Genomic DNA, 13460 nt, shown 5'->3' with positions numbered 1-13460 from the left:
CAGCTGGAACCGAAAGTACCAGCGTACCGCCTGGCTGATCACAGCCGCAGGAAATCTATGACCGTGATACGGAGACTTCGTCTTTTGCATCCAGCCAGCTTACGCCATCGGCAACGTGACAAAGCCCTCGCGCGCCCTGCGCCTCGAGGAAATGCCGGTAGGCATAGATGGGTTGGGGCAGGTCGGCGGGTTGCAGCGTGAACACAGCGCCCACCAGCACGCCGTCATCGCCGACCGGGAAGGCCTGGGCCGTGCGCACCGGGCCACTCAGCCCCATTTGCTGATGCAGCTCGACGGCTGCGAGCCGCTGGCCGGCGCGCACTGAGCGAACCGCGTCGAAGCCCAGACCGGCCGAGCCTGCGAGTTCGGCCAGATCGGGCAGGCTGGAAGTGGATTCCAGTTGCAGCCAGTGGCAGTTGCCCAACGCGTCCAGGCCCACGAGACCAAAAGGTTCGCCCAGCACCACGTACTCGACCCAGTGCTGTTCCGTGTAGGCGCGCAGCGCCTTGGCCACTGATGGTATCTGCAGCATCGATTGCTGGGCGGGGCGCAGCGCGGCGCGCCACAGGGTGTTGAGCCGCGGGTGGGGCGTTTGCGCCAGCTTGCGCAGCACGCCCAGCAGGTGGCGCGTGATGTCGGTCGTTTGCTTGGGCACGAACTGGTCGATCAGACCGTTGTTGAAAGCCTGGATGGCGATCTGCTCATCGGCCTGTCCGGTGAGCAGCACGCGCGACCCCGGCCAGTCGAGCAGGGTGTTGAGCACCTTGAGGCCGTCCGTGCCCGGCATCGCGTAGTCCACCACGCAAGTCTGTGCCAGCTCATAGCGCGAGGCGTTGATCGCCCAGTACCGCAACACCTGCGGCAGCAGTGGCTGCCCCTGGCGCCAGCGTTCGATCATCTGCAACTGGGCCATGGCATCCGCCTCCCAACGCGCGGGTTCGTTCTGCATGCGCGTGGCAAACCCCGAGGGGCGCGAGTAAAGCTCGACCTGCCAGTGGGCGGGGATCACCATGCCCAGCATTTCAAGGTAGTCGGTGTCGTCATCCAGAAACAGGACGCCGCCCGGGCGGTGGAAGAGAGAGATCGTCAATGCCATGGTGTCGTCAGCCGGTTGCGGCCCGCGCGGTGGTCACGTGGGGGGTGAGGGGCAAGTCGATCATGAAGACCGCGCCGAGGCCAGGCTGGGAATGCACACTGATGCGCCCCTGGGCCGCTTCCACCACGTTCTTGCAGAACGTCAGGCCCAGGCCGTTGCCGGCGCCAGTCTGGGTCGAAAAGAAAGGTTCGAAGATGCGGTGTTGCTGCTCGTGCGTGATGCCGATGCCATCGTCGGAGACGGCGATGCGGCCCTTGCCATGGTGTATGCCCACATCCACGCGCAGATCGCCCGGGCTCGGCGCAGTGCTGGCGGCGGCGAGCGCGTGCAGGGCGTTCTTGATCAGGTTGGTGAGCACCTGCGCGAACAGCGGGCGCGAGGCGGTGAAGCAGAAGTCGGTCTGGATGTGCACCTGCACGCAGTCGCGCTCTCGCGAAGACCGGTAGGGGTATTGACTCACCACCTCCTGCACCAGTTCGGCCGCCCGGATCTCGGACTGCTCGCGCGGCAGGCGCATGAGCTGCGCATTGGATATCTGTGTGTCGATCTGCCGGTTCATGCTGCGCACCAGGTTTTGCAGCCGCGTGGCCAGCTCGTCGAGCTTCTTGCGTTTGGACTCGGGCACGTCGTGCTGCACGAGGTTGCGCAAAACGTCGCCCATCAGGTTGACCGTGGCCAGGGGTGTGCGCAGCTCGTGCGCCATCACGCCCATGGTGCTCAGCGTGTTGAGCAGGCGGGCGCGCCGCAGATTGGCGCTGGAGAAGCCCAGCATCAGCCCCATGAGCCATGCAAAGACGATCACCACAACGTTTCCCAGGGGCTCCTCGAAAGGGTGCATCTCCGCGCCGTACAGCTCCGCGCTGCCCCAGCCGGCCAGGCCACCGGTGATCAGCCCGATCGTGGCCAGGCGCCAGTCGGTGGCGTGGTAATAGATCAGGATCATGGCGGCGACGCTGCCCAGCCAGACGGCGTTTCCGCCGTTCATCCAGTACATCCAGGTGAAGAACCAGGGCAGTTGAATCCATGTGGCCAGGCTGAACAGTCGGCCACTCTCCTTGGCCGATGGGTCTCGTGAAATCCGGGGAAGCACATAGATCAACGCCAGGAAGGCCATGACCAGACGGGCCCACACGTTCTCGTAGGGCTGCGGGACCAGATACCCCCAGATGCCATAGATCAGCAGGTGCCCGACAAAGGTGAAGGCACCGATCCACAGCAACCGGTAGCGGGATGGGTGCAAAATAGGCTCCACGGGCGCGTGGACGACCTCGTCCAGCATCCATCGCCACAAGCGGGCCTTGGCGCTGCGCATCCACAACCGGTCCAAAGACAATATGCACTCCTTCGATCGCCCTATACCCCCTGCCCGTACTCCCCATCGTGAGACATCAGGCATTGTGTATGCAACAGGGTGTTGCAAACCATGACCTTGCCTGTCAACTTTGACAGTGTGGGCCTGGATGGCATTCTGGCCGACTGGGTGTGCGCGCTGCGCGATCAGGGTGTGGAGGCCGTGCTGGTTCTTGGCCCCAACCCCACGGGTGGCAGGGACCAGCGTGAGGTGCTCGCGGTGCATCCCCCTCGGTTGCTCGGCCCGGCGGAGGCGCTTGCCGAGAGCCGGGATTTCGGGGCGGGCTGGCGCGACAGCGACGCGCCGCTCGTGGCCTGGCAAGACATCTCCAAGTCCTCGTTCGAGCAGTCGAGCCGCTGGCGCCGCCTGTGGCTGGCGCACGGGTACCAGACGCTGGTGCGCGTGGCGTTCAGCCTGCCGGCGGGCCGTGCGTTCGAGTGTTTCATGTTCAGCCCGCGCGCGTTTGCGGACCGCTCCGAGGCTGCGGTGCTGGCCTGGTCGGCGTTCAATGTCTGGCCGATGTTGCGGCGCACGATTGCCGAACAGCGCGTGGGCCTGAGCCCGCGTGAACTCGAAAGCCTCAATCTGGCGTTCGAGGGGCTCACCGCGCGCGAGACCGCGCTGCGCATGGACTGCTCCGAGCGCACGGTGAACTACCATCTCGCCAACGCCATGGGAAAGTTGCAGACAGACAACAAACTGGCGGCGGTTCAGCGTGCCTGCTGGATCGGTCTGATCTGAGCCTGCGCACCGCGACGACGAAGCTGCTGCACTGCGTCATCCCCACGAAGATCGCCCGCCCATAATCCGCGCATGACCTTGCTGGCCCTGGACGTAGGGAACACCCGCCTGAAATGGGCCTTGTACGATGCGCCGCGCGTTGGGGCTGCCCTGTTGGCCAGTGGCGCGCAATTCCTGGAGAACATCGAGTCCCTGGAGGACGGGGACTGGGCGCGGTTGTCACCGCCGCGCTGGGTGCTGGGTTGCGTGGTGGCGGGAGACGCCGTCAAGCGGCGGGTGGAAGAGCAGCTCGAACTCTGGGACGTGACACCCCAATGGGTGGTGTCAAGCAATGCCGAAGCCGGGCTGGTCAATGGCTACGACCACCCCGCCCGCCTGGGCTCGGACCGCTGGGTGGCGATGATCGGTGCGCGCCAGCGCCTGCTCGCGCGGGGGCCCAAACGGCCCTGCGTGGTGGTGATGGTGGGCACGGCCGTCACTGTGGAGGCGATCGATGCCGAGGGACGGTTCCTGGGGGGCATCATCCTCCCCGGGCACGGCATCATGCTGCGCGCGCTGGAGTCCGGCACGGCCGGCCTGCACGTGCCCACCGGCGAGGTGCGCGACTTTCCCACCAACACCAGCGATGCGCTCACCAGCGGCGGTACCTTTGCGATCGCGGGCGCGGTGCAGCGCATGGTGGAGAACCTGCGCCGGCACTGCGGCGAGGAGCCGGCGTGTTTCATGACCGGCGGCGCGGGCTGGAAGATGGCGCCCAGCATGTCGACTGACGTCGAGCTGGTGGACAGCCTGATTTTCGACGGCCTGCTCGAAGTCGCCGACCGCCGTCTGGCCTTGGTTTAGACCCCCTGCGGCGCGCGATCCCCAGCCGGATCCTCGGGGGCTCTGGATCTGACACGCCGCTGCGCAGCGATCACGCAGCGGCTCGTGCAGCCGCGGCGCGGGGAGCTTGTCCGGCCTCCCCCCAGGGAAGCATCAGCGTGAGTGTCAGGAGCTGCGCAAACTCCGGTTCGAACCGGTCGATGATGCGCTGCGGATCGGGGCACAGCGTGGTGTCGGCGATCACGCCGAACTGCACCCCGCCGCCGTAGCTCAGGATCGACACCCCCAGGCCGACGGTGCCTGTTTGCGGTACCCAGAACATGGTCTGCTCCAGCGTGGCGCCGCAGACCTTGAGCTTGGCCGCCGGCCCCGGCACGTTGGTCATCACCGCCGTGGTTTTGCGTCCGAACAGGCCGAGCAGGGCATCCTGCGCCGGCTTGATCAGCAGACCCGCCACCGAGAGCAGGCCGAACGCGAGCAGGGGCTGCAGGCTGCCCTTGAGTTCGTTCATGCGCGCGCGCACGGCGAACACGCGCTCGATCGGGTTGGCCATGCCGATGGGCAGCACCAGCGGGACGAGGCCAAACCGGTTGCCCAGTTTCCAGGCGTCTTCCATCGGCCGCAGGTTGATCGGCACCATGGCGCGGATTTCCTTGCCCTGCGTGTCGTCGCCCAGGCCCTGCAGGTACGCGCCGATCGCGCCGGCCACGCAGGCCAGCAGCACGTCGTTGACGGAGCAATTCAGCGCCTTGCCGATGGCCTTGACCTCGTCCAGGGGAATCGGCTCGCACCAAGCCACACGCTTGGTGCTGCCGGGCTGACCCTTCAGGCGCGTGGGCGAGTCGTCGGGCATCAGCGCCAGGGCCGCGATGTCGCTGGCCAGCTGACCACCCATGCGGGCGAGGTCCATCGCCTGGCCCAGGGTGTCGCTCAGGCCTTGCTGCGGCGCCGCGAGCATCGAGAACGACCGGGCGGCGCCGCCACCCGCCGCTTCGAGCGCCTTGGCAGCGATGTCGCCCAACGGGCGGATCAGGGTGTCGGCGAGCCAGTCTTCGGGACTGTCGAGGCCGGTTCCCGGCGCGCGGCGTCGCCGCTGCGGCGGGGCGTCGCCGCCGTCAACCAGGCTCATCATCACGCTGATGAGAGCGATGCCATCGGCGATGCAATGGTGGATGCGCGCGACCAGGGCGGATCCGCCACCGTACTGCTCGATGAGCTCGAAGCGCCAGAGCGGGTGCGCATGGTCCAGGGGTTGCATGGCGAGGGCGCCCACCCGGGCCTGCAGCGCGTCACGTTCGCTCTGCCCCTTGCGTCGACTCAGCTTGTGCGTGACGACGTGGCGCGCCAGCTGGAAATCCGGGTCGTCCGCCCAGTGCGCGCCGGCCGCGTCCTCCCGGGCGGTTTGCTGGAAGCGGCGGTAGGGCAACAGCCGCTCGCGCACGCGTTCGGACAGCGCCGCATGGGTGATACCGGGGCGCAGGATCCACACGCCGACGATCATCATCAGGTTCGACGGCGAGTCCATGCGCAGCCAGGCCGTGTCGACCTTGCTCATGCGCTCGCCTTCGAGACCTAGCGTGCTGGCCAGCGCCTGCCTGACCGATGTGCCGGCGCGCGCGGCGACGCGTTGAACCATGGATGCTCCTCGGGTGCGTGGACCGTTGCGGGGAGCACCCGGCACGGCATTACTCTGGGTTTGTGGCTCTATTGTGCGCAGTGGCCTGAACGTAAGATAGCGGGACCACCCTAAGCCCGGCCGCCGCGAGCCGGGCGATTCATTCCCCATCAGGAGCATTCATGGCCGACCTCAAGTCCCGTTTCGACGCCGCCGTGGCGAATTCCAAGAACCTGAGCGAGCGCCCCGACAACGCCACGCTGCTGAAGATCTACGCGCTCTACAAGCAAGCCACAGCGGGCGACAACGGGGAGAAGAAGCCGGGCTTTGGTGACATGGTGGGCCGCGCCAAATGGGACGCCTGGAACGGCCTGAAGGGAACGGGACAGGAGGACGCGATGCAGCAGTATGTCGATCTGATCGAATCGCTGCAGTGATGCACCCCAGCCGGCTCAGCCGGCTTTCTTCTTTCTGGCCGCGGGTTTTTTGCCTTTCCCGGCCAACAGCGTGTCGAGGTTCTTCACGATCTCGCCTTCGATGCGGTCCTTGAAGGCGCCCAGCAGGAAACCCAGGCGGGCGTCGAGCTCGAAGCGCTCGGCCGACACCTTGAGCGTGCCGCTCACGCCCGAGCGTGTGAACTGCACCTCGTCGCAGGCGTCGCCTTCCTCGTAGGTGCAGCTCATGTCGAACTCGCTCTCGGCCTGCTCGGCCCAGCGCCAGGCGAGCTTGCGCGCCGCGGTCAGGCCCAGGGTGTGATCGCGCTCGATATGGATGTCTGCCATGGTGTCTCTCGTCTCGTTTCGTATGGCGTGGTGGGATCAGGGCCTCGCAAACCCGTCGCTGCTGGCCACTACCGCGCCGGTGGGCGCGAGGCGGCGCAAGCTGTCGTGGCGTTCTGCCCGAGGCATCGCGGCCAGCGCGCGAACCGCATCATAGAACCGCGCGAAGTCGCGCCCCTCGCGCTCGAACAGGGCTTCGAACGCGGGCACGAGGCCGTCGTAGGCGGCCTGGGCCGCAAAGCTGGCGTTGTTGGCCTGGGCCACGAAGGGGTCGTACCCGGCAAAGCCATTCCACTGGAGCCGCAGGTCCTGGTAGCGGCGCCGGAAGTCGACCATGGTGGCCGCCTTGCGCCGCCCCTTCTCGGCGGCGTCGAGCGTGGCGTCCTGGTAGATCGCCTGCAGTTGCTGGCGAACCGAGCGCGTAAGGGCTCGAAACGCGCGCCGGCGCTGGTCGAACACCTCGTATTCCTTGCGCGTCGCCTCGCTGGCCTGCGAGGCCATCCAGCGTGCGCCACCCAGCCGCTCGACCGCGGTGGCGAATGACTCGTTGAACTCGGTGTCGCCGCTGGCGTAGGCGACCTGGTGCGACAGTTCATGGAAGATCAGCCGCGCCAGCTCACCATCCGGGTAGGCGATGAAGGTGTTGAGCAGCGGGTCGCCGCCGGCCCAGTTCATCCAGCCCAGGGTGGAGTACGCGGGCACCGGGTACACCGCCACCTCCAGATCGCCGGGCAGGCTTTGCGCAAATCGGCGTGCATCGGCTTCGTCGAAGTAACCGCGGTAGCCCACGCAGCCGGCGACGGGAAAGCACCAGGTCTGCAAGGTGAGCGAGAGCATGGGCGCGGCCACCACGTTGTAGACCGCGGCGCGGCGCCGCAGGTCGGCATAGCGGTGGTAGCTGGCGTTGTCCGGCAGGGCCAGTTCACTCACCGCGAAGGCGCGGATGCGTTGGGCCACCACGAGCTTGTTCTTCAATGGCGCGGCCGTATGGGCATCGGCCAGCCAGTCGTCCACGGGGCGCGCGGCCTGCATCAGGCGCAGGTGGCCGGTGACGGACTGCCAGTAGTAGCCCACGCCGGTGGTGCCGGCGCAGCCCGCCATCAGTGCGGCAAGAAGCGGTGCCGCGAGCGCGGCCTGGCGCCGCAGGCGCATCAGTCGCTCTCCTCCAGGGCGGCCACCTCCACCAGGCAGTCGTAGAACACCGGGCCCCGCCCCATGTCGGTCAGTTGCTGGCTGGTGACCTGATTGACGTTGGTGCCAAAGGGGCCGAGCTTGCGCCACCAGATGCCCAGGCCGTTGACCACGCCAGGCCGCGCGCGCCGGGACACGCTGGCCTTGCAGCGGTATTCACCGCGCTGGTTGAACACGCGCACCATCTGGCCACTGACGATGCTGCGTGCCAGCGCATCGACGGCGTGGATCTCCAGCAGGGGCTCGCCTTCGATGTCGCGCAGGCTGGTCACGTTGACGAAGCTGGAGTTGAGGAAGTTGCGCGCGGGCGGCGAGATCATGGCCAGCGGGAACGCCGAGGAGCTTCCAATGGCTTCGAAGTTGGGCAGGTGGTCGGGCAGACCGTCGAGTCCCTGCGCTGCGAGCCGCTCGCTGAAGAACTCACAGCGGCCCGAGGCGGTGGGGAAGCGGCCCTCGGCAAAGGGGGCCTCGGGCACCGGCAGCGTGGCGTAGCCCTGCGCGAGCAGCATCTCGAAATCCACAGAGCCCTCGAAGGCGGTACGGCACAGCGTCAGGTCGTCCTCGGCAAAGCATGGGTCGTCGAAACCCATGCGTGCGGCCAGTGCGCGGAAGATGTCGGTGTTGGTCCGGGCCTGACCCATTGGCGCGATGGCCGGCCGGTTGAGCAGCACGTCGGTGTGGCCGTAGCTGGCGTGGATGTCCCAGTGCTCCAGCTGCGTGGTCGCCGGCAGGATGTAGTCGGCGTGGTCGGCGGTGTCGGTCTGGAAGTGCTCCAGCACCACGGTGAACAGGTCGTCCCGCGCGAAGCCCTGCACCACCTTGCCCGACTCGGGCGCCACCGCCACCGGGTTGCTGTTGTAGACGATCAGCGCCTCGACCTTTGGACCGAACGCCGCCGAGGCGTCGCGCAGCAGATCGTCGCCAATGGTGCTCATGTTCAGGGTGCGCGGCGTGCGCCCGGCCAGCAGGTCGGGGCGCTGCAGGGCTGCGCGGCGTGCAGGGAAGTAGCCCGAAGTGGAGAGCAGCAGCCCACCGGCCGGGTCGCGCCAGGCGCCCACCAGCGCGGGCAGGCAAGCAATGGCGCGCACCGCGTTGCCGCCGCCGCGCACGCGCTGCATGCCGTAGTTCAGCCGGATGGCCGCCGGGCGGGTGGTGCCGTAGTCGCGTGCCAGGTCAACGATCTGCTGCGCCGGCACGCCGCACACGGCCGCCGCGCGCTCGGGCGGCCACTGCAGCGCGCGTTCGCGCAGGCCCTCCCACCCCAGGGTATGGCGTTCGATGTAGTCGTGGTCCAGCCAGCCGTGCACGATGAGTTGGTGCATCAGCGCGAAAGCCAGCGCGGCGTCGGTGCCCGGGCGCAGCGCGATGTGTTCGTGGCACTTGTCGGCCGTCTCGCTGCGTCGCGGATCGATGCAGACCAGTCGCGCGCCGTCGCGCTTGGCCTGCTGCGCCAGACGCCAGAAGTGCAGGTTGCTGCCGATCGAATTGCTGCCCCAGATCAGGATCAGCTTCGACCGGGCAAAGTGCTCGACCTTCATGCCGACCTTGCCACCCAGTGTCTGCATCAGTCCTTCGCCGCCGGCAGAGGCGCAGATGGTGCGGTCCAGCAGCGAGGCACCCAGGCGGTGAAAGAACCGCCCCGCCATGGCTTCGCCCTGCACCAGACCCATGGTGCCGGCGTAGCTGTAGGGCAGGATGGCCTGGGGGTCGCGCGCGGCGATGGCCTTGAGGCGCGCGGCAATGTCGTCCAGCGCCTCGTCCCAGCTCACGGGCTCGAAGCGGCCGCTGCCCTTGGGCCCGCTGCGTTTGAGCGGGTTGAGCAGGCGCTGCGGGTGGTAGCTGCGCTCGGCATAGCGCGAGACTTTGGTGCACAGGGCGCCATCGGTGTGGCGGTGGTCCGGGTTGCCCGCCACGCGCACGGCCACGCCGTTCTCCACGGTGGTGACCAGGGCGCAGGTGTCCGGGCAGTCGTGCGGGCAGGCGCCGCGCACCTGGACGACTTGTATGGCACCGGCGGCGGGCGAGGGTTTCAGGGCATGCCCCGGCGTGTCGTTCATGCGGGGCACCAATCGGGGCAGGCCATTGTGTTGCGGGGGCTGGTCGAGGCGTTTGTGTTTCGCGAGGTGCTCATGATATTCGCGTGCCCCAAGCTTGCGGGCTGCGCCGTTCACGCACCCTGACTGAACCGTTCAGGGCATAACCCCCTTTGTCTTATGCAACAAATCGCATACGCTGCTGGGTATCTCAATGCCCTACCGGGGGGAGTACCTTGAGCATGCGACGCAGAGAAATTCTTGGTTGTGCGGGCCGTCTGGCCGGATTGCAGGTGTTGGGAGGCGCGGCCCTGTCGGCTCGGGCGCAGTCGGTGGGGGTGAACGACAGCCGCATCGTGCTGGGCCAGTCGGCACCGTTCAGCGGCGCGGCCGAGCAACTGGGCCTTCAGTTTCACTTGGGCGCCCAGCTGTACTTCGAGGCCCTGAACCAGAAGGGGGGCGTCAACGGCCGGCGCATCGAGCTCACCCGCATGGACGACGGCTACGAGCCCGAGCGTTGCGCGGCCAACACACGCAAGCTCATCGCCGACGGCGTTTTTGCCCTGTTTGGCTACATCGGTACCCCCACCAGCGTGGTGGCCCTGCCCCTGGCGACCGAGGCCAAGGTGCCGTTCTTCGCGCCTTTCACCGGCGCCGAGGCGCTGCGCGACCCGTTCAACCGCTATGCCATTCACGTGCGCGCGTCCTATTTTGACGAGACCGCGGCCATCGTGCGGCAGATCACCGGCACCGGCATCAAGAAGGTGTCGGTGTTCTACCAGAACGATGCGTATGGCAAGGCGGGGCTGGAGGGCGTGACACGCGCCCTCAAGACACTGAACCTGGCGCCCGCCTCCACCGGCACGGTCGAGCGCAACACCGTGGACGTGGCCGCGTCGCTCGACGCCATCATGGCGCAGAAGCCCGAAGCGATCGTCCAGATCAGCGCCTACAAGTCGTGCGCGGCCTTCATCCGCGAGGCGCGCAAGCGCGGCTTCATCGGCAACTTCTACAACGTGTCCTTTGTCGGTACGCAGGCCCTGCTCGACGAGCTGGGCAAGGACGCGCGCGGCGTGGTGGTCAGCCAGGTGATGCCCTTTCCCTACACCCCCGTGACCGGCATCTCGGGCGAGTACCTGGCCGCGGTCCGGGCCAAGCAGGGCCGGGCGGCGAACTACTCGGGTATCGAAGGTTTCGTGGCGGCCAAGGTGTTCACCGAAGCGGTCAACCGGGCCGGGCGCAATCTCACGCGCGATTCCTTCATCGCCGGTATCGAGAGCATGCGCAACCTGGATCTGGGCGGGTTCCCGGTGGATTTCGGTCCGAACAAGCACACCGGATCCAGGTACGTGGAACTGACCCTGCTGACCGAGGACGGCCGGATCCGGCGCTGACCGCGTGCAAGGCCCCTGGTGGGCGGTGGTTGTCATCGCGGCGGCAGCCAGGGTGGAGCGGCTTCGATACCATGGTCTTTTTTTCAGGTGGTGCATACCCACTTGCACCCAGAGGCTCCATGAAACTCATCGATTCGATTCTCACGCAGGCGGCTGGTATCGCCGCCGTGCGGCGCGACATCCACGCCCACCCCGAACTCTGTTTCGAAGAAGTTCGCACCGCCGACGTGGTGGCCGCCAAGCTTGCCGAGTGGGGTATTCCGGTGCACCGCGGCATGGGTACCACCGGCGTGGTGGGCATCGTGCACGGGCGCGACGGCGGCGCCAGCGGGCGTGCCATCGGCTTGCGCGCCGACATGGACGCGTTGCCCATGCAGGAGCACAACAGCTTTGCCCATGCGAGCCAGCACGCGGGCAAGATGCACGCCTGCGGCCACGACGGCCACACCGCCATGCTGCTTGCGGCGGGCCAGCACTTCGCGAAGCACCGCCACTTTGACGGCACGGTCTACCTGATCTTCCAGCCGGCCGAGGAGGGCGGTGGTGGTGCGCGCGAGATGATCAAGGACGGCCTGTTCGAGCAGTTTCCGGTGGAGGCCGTGTTTGGCATGCACAACTGGCCCGGCATGGCCGTGGGCACCTTCGCCGCCAGCGCGGGCCCGGTGATGGCGTCGAGCAACGAGTTCCACATCGTCATCCGCGGCAAGGGCGCGCACGCCGCGCTGCCGCACAACGGCATCGACCCGGTGCCGGTGGCCTGCCAGATGGTGCAAGCCTTCCAGACCATCATCACGCGCAACAAGAAGCCGGTGGACGCGGGGGTGATCTCGGTCACCATGATCCACGCCGGCGAGGCGACCAACGTGGTACCCGACAGCTGCGAGATCCAGGGCACGGTGCGGACCTTCACCTACGAGGTGCTCGACCTGATCGAGCGGCGCATGCAGGAGATCGCCGAACACACCTGCGCCGCCTTCGGCGCCACTGTCGAATTCAGCTTTCGGCGCAACTATCCACCCACCATCAACCACGCGGCCGAGACCGCGTTCGCGCGCGAGGTCATGACCGAGATCGTGGGCGCGGACCACGTGGTGGATCAGGAGCCCACCATGGGCGCGGAAGACTTTGCCTACATGCTGCAGGCACGACCGGGCTGCTACGCCTTCATCGCCAACGGCGACGGCGCGCACCGCGAGATGGGGCACGGTGGCGGGCCCTGCATGCTGCACAACCCGAGCTACGACTTCAACGACGACCTGATTCCGCTGGGAGCCACCTTCTGGGTGCGGCTGGCCGAGAAATGGCTGAGCGAGCCGCGCACCGGGGGTGCCGCTTGATCGCACCGCAAGACGCTTTCGCCCCCTCTTACGCCCGTGCCCGGGTGCAGTTCCTCGAAGGGGCTGCGGCTGCGGGCATGGCGATCACCAGCCACAACCACCCGCTGCCCGGCCGCGACGGCGAGACGCTGGCGATGGACGTGGCGCTTGACGGCGCCCCGGATGCCGAGCACCTGCTGATCGTCAGCAGCGCCTGCCACGGCGCCGAGGGCTACTGCGGCTCGGGTGTGCAGGTCTTTGCCACGCACGATGCCGAGTGGCGCGCGCACGCGCGCGCGGCCGGCGTGGCCGTGCTCTACATCCATGCGCTCAACCCGCACGGCTTCTCCTGGGTGCGGCGCGTGACCCACGAGAACGTGGACCTCAACCGCAACTTCCAGGACTTCAGCCAGCCCCTGCCGGTGAACGCGGCGTATGCCGAGCTGCACCACCTGCTGCTGCCGGCGCAGTGGCCGCCGGCAGCGGACAATGAAATGGCCATCCAGGCCTACATCGCGGCGCACGGCCTCGCGCGCTACCAGGCGGCTGTTTCGCAAGGCCAGCACACCTTTTCCGATGGCCTGTTCTTCGGCGGCACGGCACCGACCTGGAGCAACCGGACGCTGCGCGGGGTGCTGCGAAAGCACGTCGGCCGGGCGCGCCACCTCGCGTGGATCGACCTGCACACCGGACTGGGGCCCAGCGGCCTGGGCGAGCGCATCTTTGCCTGCCGCGACGATGCCACTGCCCTCAAGCGCGCCCGCGACTGGTGGGGCGGCCAAGGCCAGACGCCGGTGACCTCCATTTACGACGGCACGTCCACCTCGGCCCCGCTCACGGGTCTGATGTGGTGCGCCGCCTACGAGGAATGCCCGCAGGCGCAGTACACCGGCATTGCCTTGGAATACGGCACGGTGCCGATCACCGAGGTCATTGATGCCTTGCGCGGCGACCACTGGCAGCACATCCACCCCGAGGCGCCGACCGAACTGCGCGCCGCGATCAAGCAGCGCATGCTGGCGGCGTTTTATGTGGATACCGACGAGTGGAAGGCGCAGATCGTCGCGCAGGCCCGCCAGGCCATGTTCCAGGCTGTGGACGGGCTGCGCCGATCGTCCTGAT

At 67.5% G+C, this 13460-nt stretch carries 12 protein-coding genes and 1 pseudogene; 6 read left to right on the top strand and 7 right to left on the bottom strand.

All coding sequences use genetic code 11. From position 1 onward, the window contains the following. The 3 genes and pseudogenes from AB7P10_RS15330 to AB7P10_RS15320 form a co-directional block, all read right to left on the bottom strand. Window positions 1-90: pseudogene (locus AB7P10_RS15330) on the bottom strand (IS6 family transposase); the annotation flags it as partial. Beyond that, entirely contained in the window at window positions 56-1096 is a 1041-nt protein-coding gene (locus tag AB7P10_RS15325; protein WP_428294713.1) for a response regulator, read from the bottom strand. The pseudogene AB7P10_RS15330 and the gene AB7P10_RS15325, both read right to left, overlap by 35 nt. Before the next feature lie 7 nt (window positions 1097-1103). After that, on the bottom strand, window positions 1104-2336 hold the full coding sequence (locus tag AB7P10_RS15320) for a sensor histidine kinase (RefSeq protein WP_428294712.1): 1233 nt from the start codon (window positions 2334-2336) through the stop codon (window positions 1104-1106). Between the two features lie 183 nt (window positions 2337-2519). Between AB7P10_RS15320 and AB7P10_RS15315 the strand changes: the two genes are divergently transcribed. Both AB7P10_RS15315 and AB7P10_RS15310 read left to right on the top strand, forming a co-directional pair. After that, a complete protein-coding gene (locus tag AB7P10_RS15315; RefSeq protein ID WP_297650270.1) occupies window positions 2520-3188 on the top strand; it encodes a helix-turn-helix transcriptional regulator in 669 nt (222 codons plus the stop codon). Window positions 3189-3260: 72 nt separating this feature from the next. Next, window positions 3261-4031, top strand: coding sequence for a type III pantothenate kinase (locus AB7P10_RS15310; RefSeq protein WP_428294711.1), 771 nt, complete (start codon window positions 3261-3263; stop codon window positions 4029-4031). Between the two features lie 70 nt (window positions 4032-4101). Here AB7P10_RS15310 and AB7P10_RS15305 read toward each other — a convergent pair whose 3' ends face one another. Further along, the gene (locus tag AB7P10_RS15305; protein WP_428294710.1) at window positions 4102-5796 is read right to left on the bottom strand and encodes a wax ester/triacylglycerol synthase family O-acyltransferase; all 1695 of its coding nucleotides are present in this window, start codon (window positions 5794-5796) and stop codon (window positions 4102-4104) included. A gap of 11 nt (window positions 5797-5807) precedes the next feature. Between AB7P10_RS15305 and AB7P10_RS15300 the strand changes: the two genes are divergently transcribed. Then, window positions 5808-6062, top strand: a complete 255-nt coding sequence (locus AB7P10_RS15300; protein ID WP_428294709.1) for an acyl-CoA-binding protein — start codon at window positions 5808-5810, stop codon at window positions 6060-6062. A gap of 15 nt (window positions 6063-6077) precedes the next feature. Here the strand turns inward: AB7P10_RS15300 and AB7P10_RS15295 are convergent, their stop codons facing one another. Genes AB7P10_RS15295 through AB7P10_RS15285 form a run of 3 tightly spaced genes read right to left on the bottom strand, consistent with a single transcriptional unit; the run spans window position 6078 to window position 9652 of the window. Next, window positions 6078-6407, bottom strand: coding sequence for a polyhydroxyalkanoic acid system family protein (locus AB7P10_RS15295; protein WP_428294708.1), 330 nt, complete (start codon window positions 6405-6407; stop codon window positions 6078-6080). Between the two features lie 36 nt (window positions 6408-6443). Then, window positions 6444-7556 carry an aminopeptidase gene (locus AB7P10_RS15290; RefSeq protein WP_428294707.1) on the bottom strand — a complete coding sequence of 371 codons (1113 nt, stop codon included), beginning with the start codon at window positions 7554-7556 and terminating at the stop codon, window positions 6444-6446. Continuing rightward, a complete protein-coding gene (locus tag AB7P10_RS15285; protein ID WP_428294706.1) occupies window positions 7556-9652 on the bottom strand; it encodes a molybdopterin-containing oxidoreductase family protein in 2097 nt (698 codons plus the stop codon). The genes AB7P10_RS15290 and AB7P10_RS15285 overlap by 1 nt, the downstream gene beginning before the upstream one ends. Before the next feature lie 218 nt (window positions 9653-9870). On the opposite strand from AB7P10_RS15285, the gene AB7P10_RS15280 reads away from it, so the two are divergent. The 3 genes from AB7P10_RS15280 (at window position 9871) to AB7P10_RS15270 (ending at window position 13459) form a co-directional block, all read left to right on the top strand. Beyond that, window positions 9871-11022, top strand: a complete 1152-nt coding sequence (locus tag AB7P10_RS15280) for an ABC transporter substrate-binding protein (protein ID WP_428294705.1) — start codon at window positions 9871-9873, stop codon at window positions 11020-11022. 119 nt (window positions 11023-11141) lie between these two features. After that, entirely contained in the window at window positions 11142-12359 is a 1218-nt protein-coding gene (locus AB7P10_RS15275; RefSeq protein ID WP_428294704.1) for a M20 aminoacylase family protein, read from the top strand. Continuing rightward, window positions 12356-13459 (top strand): M14 family metallopeptidase, encoded by a 1104-nt coding sequence (locus AB7P10_RS15270; RefSeq protein ID WP_428294703.1) that lies wholly within the window; start codon window positions 12356-12358, stop codon window positions 13457-13459. The genes AB7P10_RS15275 and AB7P10_RS15270 overlap by 4 nt, the downstream gene beginning before the upstream one ends. Window position 13460: the final 1 nt, after the last annotated feature.

Source organism: Hydrogenophaga sp. (assembly GCF_050182545.1).
Lineage (GTDB): Bacteria > Pseudomonadota > Gammaproteobacteria > Burkholderiales > Burkholderiaceae_C > Hydrogenophaga.
This window is presented reverse-complemented; position numbering and strand designations above follow the sequence as displayed.